The organism is Pseudomonas sp. BW7P1, from assembly GCF_024981055.1.
In the GTDB taxonomy this organism is placed as follows: Bacteria; Pseudomonadota; Gammaproteobacteria; order Pseudomonadales; family Pseudomonadaceae; genus Aquipseudomonas; species Aquipseudomonas bananamidigenes.
Map to the genome: position 1 here is coordinate 5,414,531 of NZ_CP103374.1, position 24,509 is coordinate 5,439,039.

Consider the following 24,509-nt stretch of genomic DNA (forward strand, 5'->3'; position numbering starts at 1 on the left):
CGCTCGATTGAGCGGCGCTTAAGTTTACTTCAACGAATCAGTCACGCACGTAAATGATTTCCGGACCGTCTTCGTCATCCACGTCTTCTTCATCCCAGTCATCGTCACCGATGTCATGGACCGACTTCACGCCGCTACGACGCAGGGCACGCTTGTCGTCCAGCGCCTGCAACTGTGCACGAGCCTCATCTTCGATGCGCTGATCGAGATCGGCCAACTCTTCCTTGTAGGCCGGATCACTGGCCAGACGATCTGCGCGATCTTCCAGATAACGCATGATGTCGCGCGTCAGGCGCTCGGTACCTTCTTTGGCAATGGCCGAGATCACGTAGACCGGGCCTTCCCACTGCAGACGCTCGACAATTTCCTTCACGCGCTCTTCGTGCTCTTCCTCGAGGATCTGGTCGCACTTGTTCAGCACCAGCCAGCGATCACGCTCAGCCAGGGATGGACTGAACTTGATCAGCTCGTTGACGATTACTTCAGCGGCGTCCGGCGCACTGCTTTCGTCCAGCGGCGCCATGTCCACGAGATGCAGCAACAGACGGGTACGCGCCAAGTGTTTGAGGAAGCGGATGCCCAGACCGGCACCGTCGGAAGCGCCTTCGATCAGGCCCGGAATGTCGGCGATGACGAAACTCTTCCAGCGATCGACGCTGACCACACCCAGGTTTGGCACCAGCGTAGTGAACGGGTAATCGGCAACTTTCGGCTTGGCAGCCGAAACGGAACGAATAAAGGTACTTTTGCCGGCGTTCGGCAGACCCAGCAGACCGACGTCAGCCAGCACCTTCATCTCCAGCTTCAGATCACGCTGCTCACCCGGCTTGCCAGGCGTCGTCTGACGTGGCGCGCGGTTGGTACTGGATTTGAAACGAGTGTTGCCCAGACCGTGCCAACCACCCTGCACCACCATCAGCTTCTGACCGGACTTGGTCAGGTCGCCAATGACCTCCTGGGTAGCCGAATCGATGATCGTGGTACCGACCGGTACGCGCAGGATCAGGTCTTCGCCCTTCTTGCCGGTGCAGTCGGTGCTGCCGCCGTTGGAACCACGCTCGGCCTCGAAGTGACGGGTGTAACGGTAGTCCACCAGGGTGTTCAGGTTTTCGTCGGCCATCATGAAGATGGAACCGCCGTCACCACCGTCACCACCGTTCGGGCCACCGTTTTCAATGAATTTTTCCCGACGGAAACTCATGCAGCCATTGCCGCCGTCGCCAGCCTTTACGCGGATCGATACTTCATCAACAAACTTCATAACCAACGCCTCTCGCCGTACGGACGAGCCGAAAAACAATCAAGACATAAGACTCTTGCAAAAATGAGCGCAGCGACCCCAAACCACGACCTGCATCGTACGCCGGCAGCCCATACAAACAGCTTTGCAAGAGACTCACCCCACAAACGAAAAAGCCCCGTCGCAAGACAGGGCTTCTCCAGCACTCTCGCAGTTAGGCTGCGACAACGCTCACGTAACGACGACCGAAGGCGCCTTTGACTTCAAACTTGATCACGCCTTCGATTTTCGCGAAGAGGGTGTGATCCTTGCCCATGCCAACGCCGTAGCCAGCGTGGAACTGGGTGCCGCGCTGACGCACGATGATGTTGCCGGCCTTGATGGCCTGGCCGCCATACATCTTCACGCCAAGGCGTTTGGCTTCTGAGTCGCGACCGTTACGGGTACTACCACCAGCTTTTTTGTGTGCCATGAGTTCAATTCTCCTAGTGAGGAATTAGGCTGTATTAAGCCTGAATACCGGTGATTTTGATCTCGGTGAACCACTGGCGGTGGCCCATACGCTTCATGTGGTGCTTGCGGCGACGGAACTTGATGATGCGGACTTTATCGTGACGACCTTGGGAGATCACTTCAGCCTTGACGGTTGCGCCAGCAACAACAGGTGCGCCGATGTTCACGTCGTCGCCATTGGCGACCAACAGAACGCGGTCAAAAGTCACGGATTCGCCAGTAGCGACTTCCAGTTTTTCGATCTTCAGGTATTCACCTTCAGCGACCTTGTATTGCTTACCGCCGGTAACGATTACTGCGTACATGGTATTTCTCCGATAATCCTGCTCACCCAGCTCTTTATAAGAAGAGGTATTGGCTGGCATGGCTGCATGGGGCTGGAACGGCCCAAGTGCAATTGCGTAAGGCAGGTGCTGCCCAGGAAGTTCAGGGTGCGCGATTGTACGCAAGCTGCAAGCGCCACGCAAGGGGCCGTCCATCGCGCCTTGACAGGCCCGGATGTGGGTCCTAGCATGCCGCGCAACCCTTCTGGAGCACCTGTCGCTGATGCAACCCCAAGCTTTCTACCGCGCGGTGGCGGACGATTTTAGCGCCGTCGACGGCATCATCAAGAAGCAGCTGACTTCCCGAGTGCCGCTGGTATCGAAAATCGGCGATTACATCACGTCGGCCGGCGGCAAACGCCTGCGTCCTTTATTGGTGCTGCTGTGCGGCAAGGCCCTGGGGCGCGAAGGCGACGACCTGCGCCTGCTGGCCGCCACCATCGAATTCCTGCACACCGCCACCCTGCTGCATGACGACGTGGTCGACATGTCAGGCATGCGCCGTGGCCGTTCGACCGCCAACGCCATGTGGGGCAACGCCCCGAGCGTGCTGGTCGGCGATTTCCTGTACTCGCGCTCGTTCGAGATGATGGTCGAACTGGGCTCGATGCCGGTGATGAAGATACTGTCCCAGGCCACGCGCATCATCGCCGAAGGTGAAGTGCTGCAACTGTCCAAGGTCCGTGACGCCAGCACCACCGAAGAAACCTACATGGAAGTCATCCGCGGCAAGACCGCGATGCTCTTCGAAGCCTCGACCCACAGCGCTGCGGCGCTGGCCGGTGCGACTGCCGAGCAGAGCGAAGCCCTGCGCACCTTCGGCGATCACCTGGGCGTGGCGTTCCAGCTGGTCGACGACCTGCTCGACTACAAGGGCGACGCCGAAACCCTGGGCAAGAACGTCGGTGACGATCTGGCCGAAGGCAAGCCGACCCTGCCGCTGATCTACACCATGCGTGAAGGCACGTCGGAACAGGCCGCACTGGTGCGCCAGGCGATCCAGAAAGGCGGGATCGAAGACCTGGAAAGCATCCGCGTTGCCGTGGAAGCGTCCGGTTCGCTGGAATACACCGCACAATTGGCCCGAGACTATGTGGCCCGTGCCATCAAGTGCCTCGAGGCGCTGCCGGCCAGCGAGTATCGCGATGCCCTGGTTGAACTGAGCGAGTTCGCGGTCGCCCGCACGCACTGATCAACGGCACGTCATCAAGAAACCGCAGCCACCATTGGAGCCTGCGGTTTTTTGTTGCCTGCCATCCGGGACTAAAACCCTATACAATGTGCGACTTTTAGCGATCCCCTCTTCAAGGAGCCTTAGTGAGCACGTTGCCACCCTGCCCGAAATGCAATTCCGAATACACCTACGAAGACGGCACCCAACTGGTATGCCCGGAGTGCGCCCACGAGTGGTCTGCCGCCGGTGAAGCCGAAGTGGCGTCCGATGATGCCGTGAAGAAAGACTCGGTCGGCAACGTCCTGCAGGACGGCGATACCATCACCGTGATCAAGGACCTGAAGGTCAAGGGCACTTCGCTGGTGGTCAAGGTCGGTACCAAGGTCAAGAACATTCGCCTGTGCGACGGCGATCACGATATCGATTGCAAGATCGACGGCATCGGGCCGATGAAACTCAAGTCCGAATTCGTCAGAAAAGTCTGATCCTGCTGTCTTCCATCCCGCGTCCGTCGCGGGATGGAGTTTCACCTCCTTTCGCAATCCCCCGCAAATACCACGCAATGGCCAACCGCCAGCCGTTTTGACCTTACGCAATCTTTATCCACAAAAAGTCACGAACCGCCAATAGGCGCTTGCTATTTGACGAATAAGAATTATTCTCATTGAAAGCCTTTCAATGGAGATGAGAACCATGACTTATTTGATCGACGCCTGGCTGGATCGCCCGCACCCATACCTCAGGATCCTGCATCGGGAAACCGGTGAAGTATGCGCAGTACTGGAAGAAGAAGCCCTGCACGAATTGCAGGATCAGGGGGATCTGGACGTCAGCGGCCTGAGTTCAAGCGAACCGTTGGTACTCAAGGAGCTGGTGCGCAATCTGTTCCTGTTCTGCTATGCCCGGGCGTTGCGCCCGACCAGTGAAGTGCAGCACAGGATCGAAGTATGAGAACGGCGAAGAAACCCTGCACAAGCCACGCTTGTGCAGGGTAACGGGATTACAGAACGTCGAGCAGCTCGACGTCGAACACCAGAACGCTGTGCGGCGGGATGCTGCCAACGCCTTGAGCGCCGTAAGCCAGTTCGCTCGGCACGTACAGACGCCATTTGCTGCCGGCGTTCATCAGTTGCAGAGCCTCGGTCCAGCCGGCGATCACGCCGCCAACCGGGAATTCTGCAGGCTGGCCACGCTCGTAGGAGCTGTCGAACACGGTGCCGTCGATCAGTGTGCCGTGGTAGTGGGTACGCACGTTGTCTTCACGGGTTGGCTTGGCGCCTTCGCCTTGAGTCAGCACTTCGAATTGCAGACCGGAAGCCAGGGTGGTGATGCCTTCTTTTTTGGCGTTTTCAGCCAGGAACGCACGACCTTCGCCGGCGGCGGCTTCAGCCTTGGCAGCGGCTTCGGCCTGCATGATCTCGCGGATCACCTTGAAGCTGGCGGACAGTTCTTCCTGACCCACACGGCTTGGCTTGCCGGCGAATGCGTCGGTCAGGCCCGCCAGGATGGCTTCCAGGCTGACACCCGGTGGCGGGTTGTCACGCAGCTGGTCACCCAGCTGACGGCCGATACCGTAGCTGACGCGGGTTTCGTCGGTGGACAGATTTACTTCGGACATGACACTGCTCCGCTGTGCGGACGGCCTCAGGACATGCCGTGCGTACACAGCGAGTCCCGGCGCGCCCGGAACCAAAAAGGGCGAGCAGACTAGCACAGATGCCCGCTTATTGGCCTACAGTGCCGAGCGCCACGCCAACGGGACCTTCAGGCTTTCTTCAGCGCTGGCGCCAAGACCGCACATTTCATCGTGCACCGAGGTATGAACCAGATTGAATGGCAGCACCGGAAAGTTATGCAGGATATCCCTGGCATGCTCCACCGACCGCAGCGTCAGCAACTTGCCCTGGGGATCGCTCAGCGGGTAAGCCGCGCCATGCATGCGCGCCTCGAGCAGATAGATGCCGCCTTCCATGGAGATCAGGTTCAACTCATCGACCTTCCTGGCGATGGCAAACGCATTCAATTCTTGCAGGTTCATGAACGCACCTCACGCGGTAGCGGACCGGGACACTTACAGGGATATGCCTCGGCGCCACAAAGCACAAGCCACAAACGACACCGCCCGTCTGTTTCGCAACGGACGGGCGTTTTTTGTTACAGCTGTCGACGACTCATCAGTGCTTGGTGAGCTTGTCCAGGTACCCCATGGCGAATGCCGAAACCACGAAGGTCATGTGGATGATCACGTACCACATCAGATGCTGGGGATCGACGTTCTTGGCGTCCATGAAGATCCGCAGCAGGTGGATCGAGGAAATCGCCACGATCGACGCCGCCACTTTCATCTTCAGCGACGAGGAATCCATGGTGCCCAGCCAGCTGAGCTTCTCCTTGCCCTCATCGATGTTCAGCTCGGACACGAAGTTCTCATAGCCGGAAATCATCACCATCACCAGCAAGCCGCCCACCAGCGCCATGTCGATCAGCGACAGCAACACCAGAATCAGTTCGGACTCGGCCATGGAGAAGACGTTGGGAATGACATGAAACACTTCCTGGAAGAATTTCAATGCCAGCGCCAGCAGCCCGAGGGACAGCCCGATATAGATCGGCGCCAGCAGCCAGCGCGTGGCGTACATTGCATTTTCGATAAAGCGTTCCATTGACTCTCACACAAGGGGGGTTGTAAACGCCGGCGAGTATATCAGCCCCCCATGACAGCCAGAAACCGCCGGGAAATCCGCCACCTGCGTGTGTGTGTCAAAGTTTTTCTGCTAGTGTCCAAACCATTGACAGCCCAGCGACAGTGGACAGGACGACTGGAAATGGATGTGCGATTACCGTTAATGACCGCCGGAATCTGCTTCGCCTTATCGATCGGCGGCTGCTCACCCGGTGAGGAAAAAAAACACCCGCTCAGCCTCGAACAGAAGACCGCGCAGTTCGAACAATCGCTGGACGCCATCACCGACCCGAAACTCAAGGATGCCGTGACCGAACTCGGCGGCTCTTTGTTGCTGCTGGAACGCGCGCAACAGCGACTCGACAGCAAGCCCCCCAGAACCGAATACGGTGAAGACGCTCTCGGCGTAATCAAGCATTATCCGACGCCCCAGGCGCTCGTCGACACCTTCATCAACGGTCTGTTCGTGCTGCACAAGGACGCCAGCTCCGATTACCTCACCGACCTGCAGCCGGTATTCCCCTTCAACCTCAACATTCCCGGCGGGTTCCTGTTTCCCCATGGCGTGGAATGGCAATCGGTGACCCTGAGCAACAAGCGGGTCATCGCCTACCAGCCGGAATGGTCGGAAACCGATCCGGGCATTCAGTTGAGCCCTTCCAGCTCCAACGTCACCAATCCTGACGACCTGACCGTGACCTACCCGTTCATCGAAGGTCTGGACGTCGACAAGAAAACCCGGCCGCGTCCCGTAAGCCTGCAAGGTCAGGTGGAAGTCATCGCGCCGAAACGCCTGCACAGTTTCGATCTGGGCAAAAAGGATGTCGGCAAGACAAGAACCGACGCCAACCTCAGCGTGACCCTGTTGAAGCTGGAAAAGAACTACGCCGAAGTCGAATTCAGTAACAGCCTGCCGCTCGCCCCGGAAGTCGCCAGCACGCCGCTCAATCCGCTGATCGTCCAGGCCCGTGACACGACCGGCCAGTACCTGGTGCGTGCTGGCGCCATCAATGAAAGTCCCGAGCAGATCGACTTCTACCGCAAACAACTGGCGCACCTGCAACAGCAAAAGGCCTGGAGCGAAGACCTCGAAAAACAGCTGAACGATGACCAGCGCACCTTCGAGCAACAGCATTCGCGCCGCTATAACAAGGTCTACTTCAACGGCCCGATCGACACCCTGGAAGTCAGCGTGCTGGATTTCTCCGAGGCGACCGTCACCCGCAAGCCACTGGACCTGCCGATCCGCGAATTCGACGCGCACACCACGGCAAAAACCGTGCAGCCGCTGGATCTGGCGATCACTGTCTACGACGATCAGGCTCCCAACTGGCTCAAGGGGGCGTCACTGACCGAGGATGACCTGAAAAAAAGCATCCATATTCGTCAATCGGTCGAAGAGCCGAGCGCTGCGCGTATCGAGTTCGATCACCGCAAGACCTTCAATGACGAGCTGCTGGGCGACGATCTGAGTCCCGGAGAAAGTCCGGTGACATTCTTCACCGAAAAACACAACGGCAAACTTGATGAGCCGATCGAACTACCGGCCGAGGCCTATCAGGTGGATCCGCTGCAAGCGACCATCACCTACGATTTGAACCTGTTCCCGGAAACACCTGCGGTAGCCGTCGGTTCGATGCCCCTGTTCCTGGCCACCGTGGCGAAACAGTCCTACGAAGCCAGGGCGTTGCCCAAAGGCCTGGAAATCAGGAATAACGAACTGGTGGTCGACCTGAAACTGTTTCCCGCCAGTGAATGGCGATTCTTCGTCAAGGACGATAGCGGCAACTACCTCAAACAGATTCTCTCGGTCAGCCACGACGCGGGCGCAGAAGGCCCGGCGTTGTTTGGCGTGCACTATTTCTACGGCCGCCCGACGCACGTGGAAACCTATCAGCGCACCGACCTCGCCACCGTGCAGTACGGCTTTGAGGTCAAGCTCGAGAAAGCGCAGAGCCAGGGTGCAGCGCCATGATCGGTGCTAATGATCGAAAATGCCGGGACTGCGTCCGCGTCCGCCGTTGATCTGCCGTAACTGGGCTTGCAGGTGCAAGGACCATATCTGCGGATCGTTGGCCAGTTCGTAGCCATGCATCGTCAGGCTTTCGACAATGGTATCGAGGATCGATTCGGCGGCGACCGGCCCGTGAAACGGCCCCTGGGCCTTGATGGCGGAAGGTTGTTCACCGGCCATGCCGGCGGCGAAGAGCAACGTCCACATGCCGGTATCGCCGGCCAACGGCTTGACGGCGCATTCGATTCGGGTCACGAGACCCAGGCACTGACGGGTGAGGCAGAGGTTGCGCGACATGGCGGCGACCCTCGGTAAAGCTGGTGTTCAGCCCTTGCTGAAGGACTGTTTCGATCCCGTGATACTGTCGATGTCCTTGAGCTGAGAATAGAAGAAAAGTCCGCCGCGCCAACCGAATGGAACCAGAAGGCGCCGAATGGTCATTGTGTGAATATTGACGCCAGAGTGATGGCACTTTTACCGACGTTCGCGACAAAACAAAATGGGAGCACGAGGCTCCCATTTCTTTGACAGCAGTCTGACTTACGCCGGTTTGGCCTCGGCCAGCGCCTCCTGCGCCAGTTCCTTCTCGGCTTCTTTCAGATCCTCTTCGCTGATCATCTCGGCAATCACCCGCAGACGCTCCACCACCCGCGCGTTGACGCTGCCTTCGGGGAACTCGCCCGCTTCGTTCGGCTCCCCCGCAGGTTCGCCCACCAGCAGGCTCAGTGCTTCATCCGCCTGACGCACCGCATAAACGTGAAATTGCCCGGCACGCACCGCCGCCAACACTTTCTCGTCGAGCATCAGCGTAGCCACGTTGGCTTGCGGAATGATCGCGCCCTGTTCGCCCGTCAGCCCGCGCGCTTCACAGAGACGGAAGAAGCCTTCGATTTTCTCGTTGACCCCGCCCACCGCCTGCACTTCACCGAACTGGTTGATCGAGCCGGTGATGGCGAAGCATTGCTTGAGCGGTGTCTTCGACAACGCCGAAATCAGTGTGCACGCCTCGCCCAGCGATGCACTGTCGCCATCGACATAACCGTAGGATTGCTCCAAAGCGATGCTCGCGGAAATCGCCAGCGGAAATTCCTGAGCGTAACGGCTGCCCAGATACCCGGTGAGAATCATCACGCCCTTGGAGTGGATCGGCTGACCGAGGTTGACCTCACGCTCGATGTCGACGATGCCGCTGCCGCCCGGGTACACCGTGGCGGAAATCCGCGCCGGCACGCCAAACGCCGAGTCGCCGACCTCAAGCACCGTCAGGCCGTTGCACTTGCCGACCGCCGCACCGTCGGTGTCGATCAGGATGATCCCCGCCAGCATGTCGTCGAGAATCCGCGCCGACACACGACCGGTGCGCGTGGCCTTGGCTTTGAGGGCGCGCTCGATGTGGCCGGCGTCGGTCATTTCATCATTGGCCAGGTGCCGGATGAAATCCGCTTCGCTGACCAGCTGGAACAGATCGCCGATCCGCGCCGACAACCGCCCCTGATGCTCGGCCAGACGCGCACTGTAGGTCGCCAGACGCGCCACGGCGTCGGCGGTCAACGGCGCCATGCCCTCCTCCGAGGTTCGGGTTTTCAGCAACTGGGCGAACTGCTCCAGGCTTTCGTCGACCATCGGGATGTCTTCGTCGAAATCCACCAGGACGCGGAACATCTCCTGGAAATCCGGATCGAGGTCCTGCAGCGTGTAATACAACTGACGCGCACCGATGATGATGACTTTGACCTGCAGCGGAATGTGCTGCGGATTGAGTGTCACGGTGGCGAAGCGCCCCATCTCGCTCAGCGGCGATTCCATTTTCAGTTTGCGCGATTGCAGGGCACGCTTGAGTGCATCCCACACAAATGGCTCGCTGAGCATTTTTTCAGCTTCAAGGATCAGGAAACCACCGTTGGCACGGTGCAGCGCACCGGGGCGCAATTGGCGATACGTGGTGTAGAGCGCACCCTGATCGGTGGTGTATTCGATGCGGCCAAACAGGTTTTCATAAGTCGGGTGCGGTTCGAACACCACCGGTGCGCCTCCGCTGTTCGGATGACCGACCACCAGGCTCGGTGCGTATTGCTCTTCCAGCAGCTTGCGCGCCACCGCATCGGTCTTGCTGTCATCGACCAGTTGCTCGACCACCGTTTTCAACAGGTAGACCTGCATCGCCTGCAGGTAACCGCAGACCCCGGCGTTTTCCGCATACTTTTCCGACAACGGCGCGAGCAATGGCTGCAGCGCCAGGGTGATGGTTTCTTCGTTGAGCTGGCGCAACTGGTTGCTCGACTCGCGCTTCCATTGCGGCAAGCTCGCGAGTTCTTCATTCAGGCGCTCTTCGAGGCCGGAAATGTCATCGTGAAAACGCTCGCGCTCGGCTTCCGGCAATTGCGCGAATTCGGCTTCGTCCAGCGCCTTGCCTTCGAGCATCGGCGTGAAGGCGATGTTGCTGCTGTCGCGATACAGGGCGACGTCTTTTTCCAGGGCCAGACGTTCGATGACGTCCAGCGCCTTGTCGTAGCGCTGGTTGAAGGCGCGGTCGATGGCGCTTTTTTTCTGCTGGTAGGACGGGTGCTCGAACACTGCGGGAAACGTCACCAGCAAGTTGTCGATCAGGCCGCTGATGTCGCTGGTGAAAGCGGCAGCGCTGCCCGACGGCAGCTCCAGGGCGCGTGGTTCACGCGGCTCATCGAAGTTGTTGACATAGACCCAGTCCGCCGGGGTCTGCAGGCGCTTGCCTTCGGCCTTCAGGTAGCGTTTGACGAACGAGAAACGGCCGGTGCCGGGCTCGCCCATGACGAAAACGTTGTAACCGGGGCGTGGCATCGCCACACCGAACTGCAAGGCTTCGACCGCGCGTTCCTGGCCGAGCACACCGCGAAAGGGCTCCAGATCATTGGTGGTAGTGAAGCTGAACTGTTCAGCGGAAAACGGACGGGTCAGCGCTTCGGGCGCAAGACGCAAGCTGGCAGCAACAGGATCAGGCATCGGGCTTCCTTAACAATCAGGCGGGGCAGATAGCGGCATTCTGGCGCTGCCCGTGCCCCACTGGCAAGGCGCGCCACCCGACAAAGCTTAGACAACCGGTCATTGCCACGGCCGGTCCGGTGGTGTGGGCTTTATTCCAGATATTGTGTAAAAAATCACGGAACCGCCGGAACGTGCCTAAACTCCAAACTGCGCGGCTGGAACTAATACCGGCCCACTGGCGCCAGAAGGTCTGTACAAAACTCGCCAAACGGCGTTTTGATGTAGAGAGCGGGGCCAGAACCCTGTCCATTGGTACGCACATAAAAGAGAACAAAGCTATGAAACGGATTCTTCTCGGTACTCTCTTCACCGCTGTATCCATCAACGCCATGGCTCAGGCGCCAGGCGGTCCGGATTGCGGCTGGGGCAACATGCTGTTCGAAGGCCAGCGTGGCACCCCCGCTCACTTCCTGGCATCCACCACCAACGGCACCTCGGGCAACGCCACGTTCGGCATGACTTCCGGCACCAACGGTTGCTCCACCAACGCAGCGCTGACCTACGGCGGCAAATCCTGGTTTGCCATGAACGGCATGATGAACGAGCTCTCCGAAGACATGGCCAAAGGCAACGGCGAAGCGCTGACGACCTATGCCGTGGTACTGGGCGTGGCGCCGGAAGACCGTGCGCATTTCGCCGCCGTCACTCACGAGCACTTCCAGCAGATCTTCAGCAAGGCTGACGTGACCGCTGAAGACGTGCATACCAACACCCTGGCCGTGCTGAAAGCAGACCCTCGTCTGGCCAAGTACGCGACTCAGGCTTAAGCTCGACCCCACCCGCTTCCTTCGGGAAGCGGGTTTTGTTTTTTCGACCCGCCCCTCTTTGGGTCTTTTGTTTCTTTCGACTTAAGTTGCCATTTATGCTCAAACGCCTTGCCTGGCTGGCGCTGTGTGTCTGCGCCCCGCTATCCGCCGCGCCTCACATCGACCCTCAACGTTTGCAGCAACTGGCCAACGACCGTTTCTGGATTTCCCTCGGCCATTACGAAACCGCCAAGCTCGGCGGCTGGCGCAGCTACGTCAGCGACAAAAAGTTCTTCCTCGCCCCCGACGGCAACGAACACCCCGACCATGAACTGGCGGCCACCGTCCAGGCGCTGTACGCCCCCGCCAGCCTCGGTGAACAGCACGCCCAGTGCGTTTACCCGGCGCGCACCCGCTGGCTGAAAGAGCGACTCAACCTTCAAGACCTGCCGACGCCGGACTGCGCCGAATTCAAGAAATGGTTCAAGGACGTCTCGCCCCACAGCACGGTGATGATTTTCCCGGCGGCCTACCTCAACAGCCCATCGTCGATGTTCGGCCACACGCTGCTGCGCATCGACCAGGCCGACGTGCAAAGCGACAAGACTTCGCTGCTCAGCTACGCGATCAACTTCGGCGCCTACATCGAAGGCTCCGACAACAGCATCCTGTATGCCTGGAAAGGCCTGATGGGCGGTTATCCCGGCCTGTTCGCGCTGGTGCCGTACCAGGAAAAGCTCTCGGAATACCGCAGCCTGGAAAACCGCGACCTGTGGGAATACCGGCTCAATCTGACGCAGGCGGAAACCGCACGAATGGTCGAGCACGTCTGGGAGCTGAAGCAGATCAAGTTCGATTACTTCTTTTTCGACGAAAACTGTTCCTATCGCCTGCTCGAACTGTTGCAGGTCGCGCGCCCGAGCCTGCGCCTGACCGAGCAATTCCCGCTGACCGCAATTCCCACCGATACCGTCAAGGCCGTGAAGGAAGCCGGGCTGGTCGAGCACATCGAATATCGCCCGTCCCGCGAGCGTGAGTTGCTCAGCCGCGCAGAACCTTTGAACAATGACGAACAGCAATGGGTGCTGAAAGTCAGCGCTGATCAGCAGGTGTTGCAGGACCCGGCCTTCAAGGCCCTGCCCCGCGACCGGCAAGCGCTGATCATCGACGCCGCGTATCGTCTGGAGCGCTACCGCGCCAACGGCCAGGAGCGTGACCCGCAACGGGCGCAGCGCAGTTTTGAACTGCTGCGTGCGATCAACAAGAACCCGGCGCCGGAACTGCAGATCCCGCAACCGGGCCTGCCTGAAGACGGCCACGAGTCCCGCACCTGGCAGGCCGGCCTCGGTACTCGTGGTGACCGCGCGTTCGGCGAATACGGGCTGCGTATGGCCTATCACGACCTCAATGACAACGCCGAAAGCTTTCCCCTCGGTGCGCAGATCGAAATTCTGCAGATGAAGCTGCGCCAGTATGAAGGCAATCACTGGCAATTCCAGCAACTGGATCTGGCGACCATCCGCTCACTGACGCCGCGCAATGCGCTGTTGCAGCCGCTCTCATGGCAAGTCACCGGTGGCCTGGAGCGGGTGCCGGGCAAGCATGACGATGAAAATCTGGTCAGCCATGTCAATGGCGGCGGTGGCGGCACCTGGCAATTGGGTGACGACGTACTCGGTTTTGCCCTCGGTACGGTGCGGATCGAACACAACAATGACTTCGCCGAATTCGTTTCCCCCGCAGGCGGTTTCAATAGCGGCGTGTTGTGGAAAAACCCGTTGGGCAACCTCAGTGTGGAGGCCAAGGGCGATTACTTCTTCAACGGCGAAGTGCGCCGCAGCCTGAGTCTGAACCAGCAATGGGAGTTGTCCCGCAACCTGGGTTTGCGCCTGAGTGCGCAGCGTGAATTCAGCCATCTGGCAACGCCGGAGACCGAAGTGATGCTCGAAGTGAAGTGGTATCACTACTGAGGTTTTGATCTTCCTTTCACACCCCGTCGACGAATCCGCTTCTAGACTTTCCCTGTAAGCCGGAGAATGGCGCGGGAGATTCAGATGTGGCGGTATGCGGGTTTTGTGGGCGCATTGTTGTTGCTGGGTGGCTGTCAGAGCACCCACGAGGATCTGATCGCCAAGGGTTATCCGCCGGCGTTCGCCGACGGTTTCGATGACGGCTGCATCAGCGGTCGCCAGGCGGCCGGTTCGATCAGTGGCGAATTTCGCAAGAACGTGCCGCGCTATCTCAAGGATCCGCAATACGCCGAGGGCTGGAGCGATGGTTTCCGCCAGTGTCAGGCGATGCTGGAAAACAAGGATCGCGAGGAGTATCGCAACGAACACTGGGACGAGCGCGAGCGAGCCTGGCAGCAACAGAAGGATCAGGACGCCGCCCGGGCTTATCGTTCGCAATAGGTCGCATCCAGACATCCGGTGAAACCAAATGCCTGAGACCATGGCCCAACGGTTGTCACAGGAGGTCACCATGAGCCGTGCTTTCGTCAACGAAGATAATGCCGTCGCACAGGCCGACCAGCCGGTCGAACGGCAGGTCAGCAGCCAGCCCAATTACGTCACGCCACAGGGGCTCGCCCAGTTGCAGGCAAAAGTCGCCGAGCTTCAGGCCCTGCACACCGCACAGGCCGCCATGGGCGAGCAGTCCGACCCGCAGCGGCTGGCCGATCTGGAACGGGATCTGCGCTATTTCAACCAACGGGTCGGCAGCGCGCAGGTTGTGCCGATCCCGACATCCAACGAAAAAGTTCAGATCGGCAGCTGGGTGACCTACGCCGACGAGCACAGCACCGAGCGTCGGGTACAGCTGGTCGGTGAAGACCAGGCCGATGCCGCCAACGGCCTGATCAACTGGGCCTCGCCACTGGGCCGCGCTCTGCTTGGCGCACGGCTCAATGACGAAGTGCTGTGGCAACGCCCGGCCGGCAATCAACTGATCGAAGTGATCCGTATCGATCACTCTTGAACCGAGGGGCTTAAACCACGCCCTGCGCCAGCATCGCGTCGGCGACTTTGACGAAGCCGGCGATGTTCGCACCTTTGACGTAGTTGATCCGCCCGTTTTCCTCACCGTAATGCACACAGGCGTGGTGGATCGACTGCATGATCCCGTGCAGCTTGCTGTCCACCTCGCCCGCCGTCCACAGCAGGCGCATGGCGTTCTGCGACATCTCCAGACCGCTCACCGCCACGCCACCGGCATTGGATGCCTTGCCCGGGGCGAACAGGATCCCGGCCTCGATAAAGATATCCACAGCCTCCAGAGTGGTCGGCATGTTCGCGCCTTCGGCCACACAGATGCAGCCGTTGCGCAACAAGGTCCGAGCCGCTTCGGCGTCGAGTTCGTTCTGGGTGGCGCACGGCAGCGCAATGTCGCACGGCAACGCCCATGGCAACTGCCCGGCGCGGAACTCCAGGCCGAATGCCGCGGCCATCTCACTGATCCGCCCACGCTTGACGTTTTTCAGTTCCAGCAGCGCCCGCCACTGTTCTTCGCTCAAGCCGGCCTCGCAATACAGCGTGCCTTCGGAGTCGGACAGCGAAATCACTTTGCCGCCCAGATCCATCACTTTGCGGGCCGCGTATTGCGCAACGTTGCCGGATCCGGAAATTGCCACGCGCTTGCCTGCGACGGTCTGCTCGCGGCGCTTGAGCATTTCCTCGGCGAAATACACGCAACCGAAACCGGTGGCTTCCGGACGGATCAGGCTGCCGCCATAGGTCATGCCCTTGCCGGTCAGCACGCTGGTGAACTGGTTGCTCAGGCGTTTGTACTGGCCGAACAGAAAACCGATCTCCCGGGCACCGACCCCGATATCACCCGCCGGCACGTCCACGTCGGCGCCGATGTGGCGGTACAGCTCGCTCATGAACGCCTGACAGAAACGCATGACTTCGGCGTCGCTCTTGCCCTTCGGATCGAAGTCGGAACCACCCTTGCCACCGCCCATGGGCAACGAAGTCAGGGAATTCTTGAAGGTCTGCTCAAAGGCGAGAAATTTCAGCACGCCCATGTTCACCGAAGGATGGAAACGCAAACCGCCCTTGTACGGGCCGATGGCGCTGTTCATCTGGATGCGGAAACCGCGATTGACCTGCACCTTGCCCTGATCGTCGACCCACGACACCCGGAACACCACTGCCCGTTCCGGCTCGCAGATGCGCTGCAGAATCCCCGAGGTCAGATAGTGCGGATGGGCTTCGAGAAAGGGCCACAGGCTGCGCAGGACTTCTTCGACGGCCTGGTGGAATTCGGGTTGATCCGGATCGCGTTTTTTCAGACGGGCGAGAAAGGAGTCGACGGATTCGATCATGGGAAAGTCTCGGCAGATTTGTTGTCGTTGGATTGAGCCGGACTGTAACAAACAACATGTACACAGCAACAAACAAAAATGTCGCATTTATGAAACCAGATAGTACACATTTTATAAATCAGGCCAGATTGCAGGCAAAAAAAAGCGGAGCCCGAAGGCTCCGCTCTTTCATGCAACCGGCCTGAAATCAGGCCAGTTTCTTGTGGCGTACCCGGTGTGGCTGGGCCGCTGCTTCGCCGAGGCGTTTTTTGCGATCGGCTTCGTACTCGGTGTAGTTGCCTTCGAAGAACACCGCTTGCGAGTCGTCTTCGTACGCCAGGATGTGCGTCGCGACGCGGTCAAGAAACCACCGGTCGTGGGAGATCACAATGGCGGCGCCCGGGAAGTCCAGCAGGGCTTCTTCCAGGGAACGCAGGGTTTCGACGTCGAGGTCGTTGGACGGTTCGTCGAGCAGCAGAACGTTCGCGCCTTCCTTCAGGGTCAGCGCCAGGTGCAGGCGACCGCGCTCACCACCGGACAGGTCCTTGACGAACTTCTGCTGATCACCGCCCTTGAAGTTGAAGCGACCGACGTAGGTACGCGACGGGATCTCGTAGTTGCCGATGCGGATCTGGTCGGAACCGTCGGAGATCTGCTGGAACACGGTCTTGTTGCCGTCCAGGTCTTCGCGGCTCTGGTCCACACAGGCCAGTTGCACGGTTTCGCCGATCTCGATGCTGCCGGAGTCCGGGGTTTCCTTGCCCATCAGCATGCGGAACAGGGTCGACTTACCGGCACCGTTACCGCCGATCACGCCGACAATGGCACCTTTGGGCATGGAGAACGACAGGTTGTCGATCAGCACGCGATCGCCATAGCCCTTGGTGACGTTCTTGAATTCGATGACCTTGTCGCCCAGGCGCGGACCGGCCGGGATGTAGATCTCGTTGGTTTCCGAACGCTTCTGGAATTCCTGCGACTGCATTTCTTCGAAGCGCTGCAGACGTGCCTTGGATTTCGACTGGCGGGCCTTGGCGCCTTTGCGCACCCACTCCAGTTCTTCCTTCATGGCTTTTTCGTGAGCCGACTGCTGCTTGGATTCCTGGGCCAGACGCTCGGACTTGGCTTCCAGCCAACCCGAGTAGTTGCCCTCGTAAGGAATGCCCGCGCCGCGGTCGAGTTCCAGAATCCAGCCGGCGACGTTGTCCAGGAAGTAACGGTCGTGCGTGATCGCGACCACAGTGCCCGGGAAGTCGTGCAGGAAGTGTTCGAGCCACGCGACGGAGTCGGCGTCCAGGTGGTTGGTCGGTTCGTCGAGCAGCAGCATGTCCGGGGCGGACAGCAGCAGACGGCACAGGGCCACACGACGTTTTTCACCACCGGACAGGTGTTCGACCCTGGCGTCCCAGGCCGGCAGACGCAGCGCATCGGCGGCGACTTCCAGCTGGCGCTCCAGGTTGTGACCGTCGCTGGCCTGCAGGATCGCTTCAAGCTTGGCCTGTTCGGCGGCCAGCTTGTCGAAGTCGGCGTCCGGGTCGGCGTAGGCGGCGTAGACCTCGTCCAGGCGGGCCTGGGCATCCTTGATCACGCTGACCGCTTCTTCGACCACTTCGCGCACGGTCTTGGTCGGATCAAGTTGCGGCTCCTGCGGCAGATAACCGATGTTCAGTTCCGGCATCGGGCGCGCTTCGCCTTCGAATTCGGTGTCGACGCCGGCCATGATTTTCAGCAGCGTGGACTTACCCGAACCGTTGAGGCCGAGTACACCGATCTTGGCGCCCGGAAAGAAGGACAGCGAAATGTTTTTCAGGATTTCCCGCTTCGGCGGAACAACTTTGCCCAGCCGATGCATGGTGAAGACGTATTGAGCCATGGAGAACCTTGGGTCAGTGACAGATGAATGATTGAAGCGCAGGCGATGCCCGGCCAGACCGGTGCGCGTCGTTCATTTGATGGTCATCAATGCGTGCGCGCGGAAAAAGTCTGAGTCTAGGAGCTGGAACGCTCCCGCGTAACCGGCAAAGCTACCTTAATGACGGAAGGCAGTCCAGCCGAGCGGGGCTGGCACTTCGCCACAACTCAAGGCATGCTAGCCGCCCTTTGGGCGCCCGGCTTATAGTGCACGTCGCGCCAGTCCAGCCAGACCGCAGGATTACAGCTTGTCCAATGTCACTCCGCCAGCCTCTGTGAGCAGCACCCAACCGGCGCCCGGCTCGTCCCTGCGCGGAACATTGAAGGGCGCGCTGGCAACATTGGTGCTGATGCTGCTGGCGTTGCTGTTCTGGCAATTGCTCGATCAGTTGCGCGAGACCCAGAAAAACCAGCGCCAGTACACCATCGACTACACCGCCGATCTCGCTTCGCAAGTCAGCCTGAACATGTCGCTGAACGCGCAGATCGCCCTCAATCTGCTACCGATCGTCGAACAGCCACAGTCCGCCGACGAACAGCAGGCGCTGCTGCGCAAGCTGCAGAAATCCCTGCCGGACCTGCAAAGCCTGGCCTTGCTCAGCCCCTCGGGGAAAATCCTCAGCGACAGCGCCACAGACAGCAAGGACGCCGACTACCTCAGCGATCTGGTGCGTCGCAGTCATGCCCAGGCGCACTATTTCAGCAACGCCGACGACGGTTCGGTGGTGCATCTGTTGCTCCATCAGGCCAGTGGCAGCACGCGCGGTTACTGGGCGCTGCGCCTGACACCGACATTCTTCTCTTCGCTGACCAAACAGGGCGACACCGGCATTCGCCCGCTCTGGCTGGTGGAAAATCGCATCAACCACCAGATCATCAGCCGCGACGAAGGCCTGCCGTCCATCAAGGCCAGCACCCTGACGCCTGAGGATCTGGCCAACAGCGTACTGACCGTGCCCCTGAGCAGCAGTGACTGGCAACTGCGCGGACTATTCGACCGGCAACATGTGCTCGAAGAGTTGTTGCCGGCGTTTATCGGCAAATGTCTTTTGGGCCTGGCGCTGTCCCTGCTGCCGTTCATCGCCTTGCTGAACATGCGCCGCCGACAGCGCCAGGTGCATGAGGGGCGTCGTCGCTATCAGGATATTTTCGAAGGCACCGGCGTGGCGCTGTGCGTGCTGGATCTGTCGGGGCTCAAGCAGGTTTTCGAGAGAGCCCGGATCCAGACCGGCGATCAGCTCAAGGCCTGGCTCGACCAACCGTCACAGCGCCTGCAACTGCTGCAGGAATTGAGGGTCACCGAGGTCAATCAGGTGGCGCTGCAACTGCTCAACGTCAATTCCTGCGAGCACGCCTGGCAATTGCTGATCGACGGCCGTCCGCACAGTCAGTGCGCCATCGGCAATCAAGTGCTCGACGCCGTGCTTCAGCAACAGGAACAGCTGGAACTGGAAATCCGACTGCCGGACATCAATGGCCGCGACCAGCACCTCTGGCTGGTCCTGCGCCTGCCTCGGGAACAGCACGACTACAAGGCCGTGATCCTGAGCATCAACGACATCACCAGCCGCAAGCTGATCGAACTGTCGCTGCTGGAGCGCGAAGGATTCTGGTCGGATGTGGTGCGCACCGTGCCGGATCACCTGTACGTACAGGATGTGATCAGCCAGCGGATGATCTTCAGCAACCACCACCTGGGCCAGACGCTCGGTTACAACCGCACCGAACTGCATCAGATGGGCGAGTATTTCTGGGAAATCCTCCTGCACCCGGAAGACGCCGACTACTACCATCGTTCGCGACAGATGCAGCGCCACGCCGGTTACAGCCAGTTGCTGCAATGCCAGTTGCGCTTCCGTCACCGTGACGGCAAGTGGCGGCGTTTCGATATCCGCGAGCAGGCGCTGGCCCGGGACAAGCAGGATCAGGTGACGCGGATCATCGGCGTGGCCAAGGACATCACCGAGCAGATCGAGGCCAGCGAATCCCTGCGCGACAGCGAACAGCGCTACCGGATGCTCGCCGAAAGCATCAGCGACGTGATTTTCTCCACCGACAGCAAACTGTCGCTGAACTACGTCAGCCCGTCGGTGCAAGCAGTGCTGGGCTATGACGCCGAGTGGATTTTCCAGAACGGCTGGCAATCGACCATCGCCAACCCGCAGCAACTCAACGGCATCTATCAGTTGATGGATCGGGTCAGCAAGGCCCTGGACAAGCCCGAGCAACTGGCCATCCTGCGCAGCCAGGTGCAGACCCAGATGTTCCTGTTCGACTGCCTGCGCGCCGATGGCCGCAAGATCCCGATCGAACTGCGCCTGGTACTGGTGTGGGATGAGCATGGTGCATTCGAGGGCGTGCTCGGGGTCGGTCGCGACATCAGCCAGCAACGCCGTGCCGAAAAAGACCTGCGCATGGCGGCCACGGTATTCGAGCACTCGACGTCGGCGATCCTGATCACCGACCCGGCCGGCTACATCGTTCAGGCCAACGAAGCGTTCAGCCGGGTCAGCGGCTATGCGGTGAGCGAAGTGCTCGACCAGTTGCCGAACATGCTCACCGTCGACGAACAACAGGACGCGCACCTGCGCTACGTGCTCAAGCAATTGCATCAGCACAGCACGTGGGAAGGCGAAGTCTGGCTCAAGCGGCGCAATGGCGAACACTACCCGGCGTGGGTCGGCATCACCGCCGTGCTCGACGATGAAGGCGACCTCGCCAGTTACGTGTGCTTCTTCAGCGACATCAGCGAACGCAAGGCCAGCGAGCAGCGGATTCACCGCCTCGCCTACTACGACGCCCTGACCCATCTGCCGAACCGTACGCTGTTCCAGGATCGCCTGCACACCGCACTGCAATCGGCCGAACGGCAGAAGTCGTGGGTGGTGCTGATGTTCCTCGACCTCGACCGTTTCAAGCCGATCAACGACTCCCTTGGTCACGCCGCCGGCGACCGCATGCTCAAAGACATGGCCACCCGGTTGCTGGCCTGCGTCGACGATGACGACACGGTGGCACGGATGGGCGGCGACGAATTCACCTTGCTGCTGCAGCATCGCTCCAGCCGCGAGATGGCGCTGAACCGGGCGATCCATGTGGCCGAACAGATTCTGGGCAGTCTGGTGCGACCGTTCGTGCTGGAAGGTCGCGAATTCTTCGTCACCGCCAGTATCGGCATCGCCCTGAGCCCGCAGGACGGCAACGAACTCAGCCAGCTGATGAAGAACGCCGACACCGCGATGTACCACGCCAAGGAGCGCGGCAAGAACAACTTCCAGTTCTATCAGGCCGACATGAACGCCAGTGCGCTGGAGCGTCTGGAGCTGGAAAGCGACTTGCGCCATGCCCTCGAGCAGAACGAATTCGTGCTGTATTACCAGCCGCAGTTCAGCGGCGACGGCAAACGCCTGACCGGCGCCGAAGCCCTGCTGCGCTGGCGTCATCCCCGTCGCGGGCTGGTGCCGCCAGGGGATTTCATCCCGGTGCTCGAAGAACTCGGACTGGTGGTGGACGTCGGCGACTGGGTGATCAGCGAAGCCTGCCGTCAGCTCAAGACCTGGCACCAGAGCCGCGTGCGCGTGCCGAAGGTCTCGGTGAACATTTCTGCCCGGCAGTTCTCCGACGGCCAGCTCGGCACGCGGATCGCCACCATCCTCAAGGAAACCGGCCTGCCGCCGGCGTGTCTGGAGCTGGAGCTGACCGAAAGTATCCTGATGCGCGAAGTCAGCGAGGCGATGCAGATCCTCGCCGGCCTGAAGAACCTGGGCCTGAGCATCGCGGTCGACGACTTCGGCACTGGTTATTCGTCGCTGAACTACCTCAAGCAATTCCCGATCGACGTGCTCAAGATCGACCGCACTTTCGTCGACGGCCTGCCATCCGGCGAGCAGGATGCGCAGATTGCCCGGGCGATCATCGCCATGGCCCACAGCCTCAACCTGGCGGTGATCGCCGAGGGCGTGGAAACCCATGAACAGCTGGACTTCCTGCGCGAGCACGGTTGCGATGAGGTTCAGGGTTATCTGTTCGGGCGTCCCATGCCGGCCACCCGCTTCGAAGCGCAGTTCAGCAATGATGCGCTGTTCATGTTCGACTGAAGATCGGCGGCGCGGTCTTCGTGAGCCGGGATTGATGTCGATCACACAATCGCCGACCGGCCTCGGCTATTGTGCGAACCGGCTGGCCAGGAAAGGCCGGCACGGACGCCACATATCTGGTCATGAACGCCACTTGTCTGCGACATGATGTCGTTTCATATGCCATCCAAAACCCGTTGGGTTAGAATGCCCCCCTTTTCTGCCCCCGATCCTTGAGGACCGCCATGTTCAGCCGTGATTTGACTATTGCCAAGTACGACGCCGATCTTTTTGCCGCCATGGAGCAAGAAGCCCGGCGCCAGGAAGAACACATCGAGCTGATCGCTTCGGAGAACTACACCAGCCCAGCGGTGATGGAAGCTCAAGGCTCGGTACTGACCAACAAGTACGCCGAAGGCTACCCGGGCAAGCGCTACTACGGTGGTTGCGAGTACGTCGACGTCGTTGAGCAACTGGCCATCGACCGCGCCAAGGAACTGTTCGGCGCCGACTACGCCAACGTTCAGCCACACGCCGGTTCCCAGGCCAACGCTGCTGTTTACCTGGCCCTGCTGTCGGCCGGTGACACCATCCTGGGCATGAGCCTGGCTCACGGCGGTCACCTGACCCACGGCGCCAGCGTTTCCTCCTCCGGCAAGCTGTACAACGCCATCCAGTACGGTATCGACGCCAACGGCCTGATCGACTACGACGAAGTCGAGCGTCTGGCGGTAGAACACAAGCCGAAGATGATCGTGGCCGGTTTCTCTGCCTACTCCCAGGTTCTGGACTTCCCGCGCTTCCGTGCCATCGCCGACAAGGTGGGCGCCTACCTGTTCGTCGACATGGCTCACGTGGCCGGTCTGGTCGCCGCTGGCGTCTACCCGAACCCGGTTCCGTTCGCTGACGTCGTCACCACCACCACGCACAAGACCCTGCGCGGTCCACGTGGTGGCCTGATCCTGGCTCGCGCCAACGCCGACATCGAGAAGAAGCTGAACTCCGCAGTATTCCCGGGCGCCCAGGGTGGCCCGCTGGAGCACGTGATCGCCGCCAAGGCGATCTGCTTCAAGGAAGCACTGCAGCCAGAGTTCAAGGCTTACCAGCAACAAGTGGTGAAAAACGCCCAGGCCATGGCCGGCGTGTTCATCGAGCGCGGTTTCGACGTGGTGTCCGGTGGTACTCAAAACCACCTGTTCCTGTTGTCGCTGATCAAGCAGGAAATCTCCGGTAAAGACGCCGACGCCGCTCTGGGCAAAGCATTCATCACCGTGAACAAGAACTCCGTGCCAAACGATCCACGTTCCCCGTTCGTCACCTCCGGCCTGCGCTTCGGTACTCCGGCTGTGACCACTCGTGGCTTCAAGGAAGCAGAGTGCAAGGAACTGGCCGGCTGGATCTGCGACATCCTGGCCGACCTGAACAACGAAGCGGTGATCGACGCCGTTCGTGAGAAAGTCAAAGCCATCTGCAAGAAACTGCCGGTATACGGCGCTTAACAAGCCCGCACTACCGCACAAAAAAGCCCGATCAGAAATGATCGGGCTTTTTTATAGCCGAACAAAAAGCGAAGAACACATAAAACTTTGGAACCCAAAAAATACTGCATCAAACAGCATCAGAACCATTAAACAATTTGATGCACAAACCTCCTCCCCATCCAACTCTCGAACAGCCCATCATCCATGCCCTGCGCATGAGCAACGAAGCACTTGCCGCCGGAAAAAGACAATATGGATATTGAGAGCAACATGAGTACCGACCGACAAAAATCCTTTATTGCAACTATTGGCATACAAACTGATCTGGTGCACTTCCTTGACGTGGTCAATGGCGCGCCAGCCACTGTGACCTCTCCACTGTTCAGTGGAGGGCATTTCAGCGGAAAGCCGCAATCACGCAATGATTCGCACCTCCTGGGCATTCGCCCGGAACCCCGTCTGACCTTGTATTTCAGGCATACCGAGCAGGGATACAGACTCTATATCCGGACCCCTGGCCCCTATTACGGAAAATGCCTGAGCCTCGATAAGAACGGGATTCTGGGAGCATTCGATCCCGAAGGATCGAACGTTTATCAACTGATAGGAAAACAGGGAATTCCCCTCTCTATCGATAACCATCAATCCAATAAACTGGAGGCCTATCTAAAGGTCTCCGGGTCGCCAGGCTTATTGCATACGCACAAACTACATGACTCAACGTTCACCTACTTCGCCGACAAGGGCGGAAGACCCTTCAAATTTCGTTTTACAATCCTTGAGCGAAACGCCTCTTACATTGATCGCCCTGATGAAATCTGATCAGTAAAAACTTTGTAGCCGATCCAGTATTGATCGGCTACAGGGAACTCCATCAGAACCCCCCACTTTCTTCCCGCCACCACTCATGGCTTTTGCAATATCACCGATTTAAAAAATGCTCGGCCTCTGCATCGATCCTCGAACCTTTCAACCCGTTTGCGTCTGGACAACGAAATATCACCACTGGTCAGACCGGTCATGC

21 protein-coding genes are annotated in these 24,509 nt (G+C 59.6%); 11 read left to right on the plus strand and 10 right to left on the minus strand.

Translation table 11 applies throughout. The features are described 5' to 3' along the window. Window positions 1-37: 37 nt before the first annotated feature. The 3 genes from cgtA to rplU form a co-directional block, all read right to left on the minus strand. The gene (gene cgtA, locus NWV16_RS24410) at window positions 38-1,261 is read right to left on the minus strand and encodes an Obg family GTPase CgtA (protein ID WP_065257506.1); all 1,224 of its coding nucleotides are present in this window, start codon (window positions 1,259-1,261) and stop codon (window positions 38-40) included. A gap of 193 nt (window positions 1,262-1,454) precedes the next feature. After that, entirely contained in the window at window positions 1,455-1,712 is a 258-nt protein-coding gene (gene rpmA / locus NWV16_RS24415; RefSeq protein WP_053134655.1) for a 50S ribosomal protein L27, read from the minus strand. A 34-nt stretch (window positions 1,713-1,746) separates the two neighbouring features. Further along, a complete protein-coding gene (rplU, locus tag NWV16_RS24420; protein WP_003228361.1) occupies window positions 1,747-2,058 on the minus strand; it encodes a 50S ribosomal protein L21 in 312 nt (103 codons plus the stop codon). 241 nt (window positions 2,059-2,299) lie between these two features. Between rplU and NWV16_RS24425 the strand changes: the two genes are divergently transcribed. The 3 genes from NWV16_RS24425 to NWV16_RS24435 all read left to right on the plus strand — a co-directional run bounded on the left by NWV16_RS24425 (window position 2,300) and on the right by NWV16_RS24435 (window position 4,201). After that, window positions 2,300-3,268, plus strand: coding sequence for a polyprenyl synthetase family protein (locus NWV16_RS24425; RefSeq protein ID WP_260521067.1), 969 nt, complete (start codon window positions 2,300-2,302; stop codon window positions 3,266-3,268). Window positions 3,269-3,393: 125 nt separating this feature from the next. Further along, a complete protein-coding gene (locus NWV16_RS24430; RefSeq protein WP_065257508.1) occupies window positions 3,394-3,735 on the plus strand; it encodes a zinc ribbon domain-containing protein YjdM in 342 nt (113 codons plus the stop codon). Window positions 3,736-3,943: 208 nt separating this feature from the next. Beyond that, a complete protein-coding gene (locus tag NWV16_RS24435; RefSeq protein WP_260521068.1) occupies window positions 3,944-4,201 on the plus strand; it encodes a hypothetical protein in 258 nt (85 codons plus the stop codon). 49 nt (window positions 4,202-4,250) lie between these two features. On the opposite strand, the gene NWV16_RS24440 is transcribed toward NWV16_RS24435, so the two are convergent. The 3 genes from NWV16_RS24440 to NWV16_RS24450 form a co-directional block, all read right to left on the minus strand. Continuing rightward, window positions 4,251-4,868, minus strand: a complete 618-nt coding sequence (locus NWV16_RS24440; protein WP_260521069.1) for an FKBP-type peptidyl-prolyl cis-trans isomerase — start codon at window positions 4,866-4,868, stop codon at window positions 4,251-4,253. Between the two features lie 114 nt (window positions 4,869-4,982). Beyond that, window positions 4,983-5,288 carry a DUF6482 family protein gene (locus NWV16_RS24445; protein ID WP_065257511.1) on the minus strand — a complete coding sequence of 102 codons (306 nt, stop codon included), beginning with the start codon at window positions 5,286-5,288 and terminating at the stop codon, window positions 4,983-4,985. A gap of 136 nt (window positions 5,289-5,424) precedes the next feature. After that, window positions 5,425-5,913 carry a TIGR00645 family protein gene (locus NWV16_RS24450; RefSeq protein ID WP_065257512.1) on the minus strand — a complete coding sequence of 163 codons (489 nt, stop codon included), beginning with the start codon at window positions 5,911-5,913 and terminating at the stop codon, window positions 5,425-5,427. Between the two features lie 162 nt (window positions 5,914-6,075). On the opposite strand from NWV16_RS24450, the gene NWV16_RS24455 reads away from it, so the two are divergent. Continuing rightward, window positions 6,076-7,908 (plus strand): hypothetical protein, encoded by a 1,833-nt coding sequence (locus NWV16_RS24455; protein ID WP_260521070.1) that lies wholly within the window; start codon window positions 6,076-6,078, stop codon window positions 7,906-7,908. 6 nt (window positions 7,909-7,914) lie between these two features. Here the strand turns inward: NWV16_RS24455 and NWV16_RS24460 are convergent, their stop codons facing one another. Both NWV16_RS24460 and NWV16_RS24465 read right to left on the minus strand, forming a co-directional pair. Then, window positions 7,915-8,244 (minus strand): hypothetical protein, encoded by a 330-nt coding sequence (locus NWV16_RS24460; RefSeq protein ID WP_260521071.1) that lies wholly within the window; start codon window positions 8,242-8,244, stop codon window positions 7,915-7,917. 243 nt (window positions 8,245-8,487) lie between these two features. Continuing rightward, the gene (locus NWV16_RS24465; protein ID WP_260521072.1) at window positions 8,488-10,926 is read right to left on the minus strand and encodes a Lon protease family protein; all 2,439 of its coding nucleotides are present in this window, start codon (window positions 10,924-10,926) and stop codon (window positions 8,488-8,490) included. A 320-nt stretch (window positions 10,927-11,246) separates the two neighbouring features. On the opposite strand from NWV16_RS24465, the gene NWV16_RS24470 reads away from it, so the two are divergent. The 4 genes from NWV16_RS24470 to NWV16_RS24485 all read left to right on the plus strand — a co-directional run bounded on the left by NWV16_RS24470 (window position 11,247) and on the right by NWV16_RS24485 (window position 14,690). Continuing rightward, window positions 11,247-11,735, plus strand: coding sequence for a DUF3015 domain-containing protein (locus tag NWV16_RS24470; protein WP_065257516.1), 489 nt, complete (start codon window positions 11,247-11,249; stop codon window positions 11,733-11,735). A 95-nt stretch (window positions 11,736-11,830) separates the two neighbouring features. Further along, a complete protein-coding gene (locus NWV16_RS24475; protein WP_260521073.1) occupies window positions 11,831-13,684 on the plus strand; it encodes a DUF4105 domain-containing protein in 1,854 nt (617 codons plus the stop codon). 84 nt (window positions 13,685-13,768) lie between these two features. Beyond that, on the plus strand, window positions 13,769-14,125 hold the full coding sequence (locus tag NWV16_RS24480) for a hypothetical protein (RefSeq protein ID WP_260521074.1): 357 nt from the start codon (window positions 13,769-13,771) through the stop codon (window positions 14,123-14,125). Window positions 14,126-14,195: 70 nt separating this feature from the next. Beyond that, window positions 14,196-14,690 (plus strand): GreA/GreB family elongation factor, encoded by a 495-nt coding sequence (locus NWV16_RS24485; RefSeq protein WP_260521075.1) that lies wholly within the window; start codon window positions 14,196-14,198, stop codon window positions 14,688-14,690. A 10-nt stretch (window positions 14,691-14,700) separates the two neighbouring features. On the opposite strand, the gene gdhA is transcribed toward NWV16_RS24485, so the two are convergent. Next, window positions 14,701-16,038, minus strand: coding sequence for an NADP-specific glutamate dehydrogenase (gene gdhA, locus NWV16_RS24490; protein WP_260521076.1), 1,338 nt, complete (start codon window positions 16,036-16,038; stop codon window positions 14,701-14,703). A gap of 187 nt (window positions 16,039-16,225) precedes the next feature. Continuing rightward, window positions 16,226-17,890: an energy-dependent translational throttle protein EttA gene (ettA, locus tag NWV16_RS24495; protein WP_065257521.1), complete on the minus strand. Its 1,665-nt coding sequence runs from the start codon at window positions 17,888-17,890 to the stop codon at window positions 16,226-16,228. A gap of 286 nt (window positions 17,891-18,176) precedes the next feature. Here ettA and NWV16_RS24500 point away from each other — a divergent pair, with 286 nt between their 5' ends. From NWV16_RS24500 to NWV16_RS24510, 3 genes are all read left to right on the plus strand, one after another. Beyond that, the gene (locus NWV16_RS24500; protein ID WP_260521077.1) at window positions 18,177-22,025 is read left to right on the plus strand and encodes an EAL domain-containing protein; all 3,849 of its coding nucleotides are present in this window, start codon (window positions 18,177-18,179) and stop codon (window positions 22,023-22,025) included. A gap of 224 nt (window positions 22,026-22,249) precedes the next feature. Further along, on the plus strand, window positions 22,250-23,503 hold the full coding sequence (glyA, locus tag NWV16_RS24505) for a serine hydroxymethyltransferase (RefSeq protein WP_065257523.1): 1,254 nt from the start codon (window positions 22,250-22,252) through the stop codon (window positions 23,501-23,503). 252 nt (window positions 23,504-23,755) lie between these two features. Beyond that, window positions 23,756-24,307 carry a hypothetical protein gene (locus NWV16_RS24510; RefSeq protein ID WP_260521078.1) on the plus strand — a complete coding sequence of 184 codons (552 nt, stop codon included), beginning with the start codon at window positions 23,756-23,758 and terminating at the stop codon, window positions 24,305-24,307. Window positions 24,308-24,509: the final 202 nt, after the last annotated feature.

Bases quoted from the DNA above. Each gene is read 5' to 3' on its own strand.
- cgtA (WP_065257506.1), bottom strand. From the start codon at position 1,261: ATGAAGTTTGTTGATGAAGTATCGATCCGCGTAAAGGCTGGCGACGGC.
- rplU (WP_003228361.1), bottom strand. From the start codon at position 2,058: ATGTACGCAGTAATCGTTACCGGCGGTAAGCAATACAAGGTCGCTGAA.
- NWV16_RS24475 (WP_260521073.1), top strand. From the start codon at position 11,831: ATGCTCAAACGCCTTGCCTGGCTGGCGCTGTGTGTCTGCGCCCCGCTA.
- ettA (WP_065257521.1), bottom strand. From the start codon at position 17,890: ATGGCTCAATACGTCTTCACCATGCATCGGCTGGGCAAAGTTGTTCCG.
- NWV16_RS24480 (WP_260521074.1), top strand. From the start codon at position 13,769: ATGTGGCGGTATGCGGGTTTTGTGGGCGCATTGTTGTTGCTGGGTGGC.
- rpmA (WP_053134655.1), bottom strand. From the start codon at position 1,712: ATGGCACACAAAAAAGCTGGTGGTAGTACCCGTAACGGTCGCGACTCA.
- NWV16_RS24425 (WP_260521067.1), top strand. From the start codon at position 2,300: ATGCAACCCCAAGCTTTCTACCGCGCGGTGGCGGACGATTTTAGCGCC.
- NWV16_RS24460 (WP_260521071.1), bottom strand. From the start codon at position 8,244: ATGTCGCGCAACCTCTGCCTCACCCGTCAGTGCCTGGGTCTCGTGACC.
- glyA (WP_065257523.1), top strand. From the start codon at position 22,250: ATGTTCAGCCGTGATTTGACTATTGCCAAGTACGACGCCGATCTTTTT.
- NWV16_RS24485 (WP_260521075.1), top strand. From the start codon at position 14,196: ATGAGCCGTGCTTTCGTCAACGAAGATAATGCCGTCGCACAGGCCGAC.
- NWV16_RS24450 (WP_065257512.1), bottom strand. From the start codon at position 5,913: ATGGAACGCTTTATCGAAAATGCAATGTACGCCACGCGCTGGCTGCTG.
- NWV16_RS24440 (WP_260521069.1), bottom strand. From the start codon at position 4,868: ATGTCCGAAGTAAATCTGTCCACCGACGAAACCCGCGTCAGCTACGGT.
- NWV16_RS24435 (WP_260521068.1), top strand. From the start codon at position 3,944: ATGACTTATTTGATCGACGCCTGGCTGGATCGCCCGCACCCATACCTC.
- gdhA (WP_260521076.1), bottom strand. From the start codon at position 16,038: ATGATCGAATCCGTCGACTCCTTTCTCGCCCGTCTGAAAAAACGCGAT.
- NWV16_RS24455 (WP_260521070.1), top strand. From the start codon at position 6,076: ATGGATGTGCGATTACCGTTAATGACCGCCGGAATCTGCTTCGCCTTA.
- NWV16_RS24510 (WP_260521078.1), top strand. From the start codon at position 23,756: ATGAGTACCGACCGACAAAAATCCTTTATTGCAACTATTGGCATACAA.
- NWV16_RS24445 (WP_065257511.1), bottom strand. From the start codon at position 5,288: ATGAACCTGCAAGAATTGAATGCGTTTGCCATCGCCAGGAAGGTCGAT.
- NWV16_RS24465 (WP_260521072.1), bottom strand. From the start codon at position 10,926: ATGCCTGATCCTGTTGCTGCCAGCTTGCGTCTTGCGCCCGAAGCGCTG.
- NWV16_RS24470 (WP_065257516.1), top strand. From the start codon at position 11,247: ATGAAACGGATTCTTCTCGGTACTCTCTTCACCGCTGTATCCATCAAC.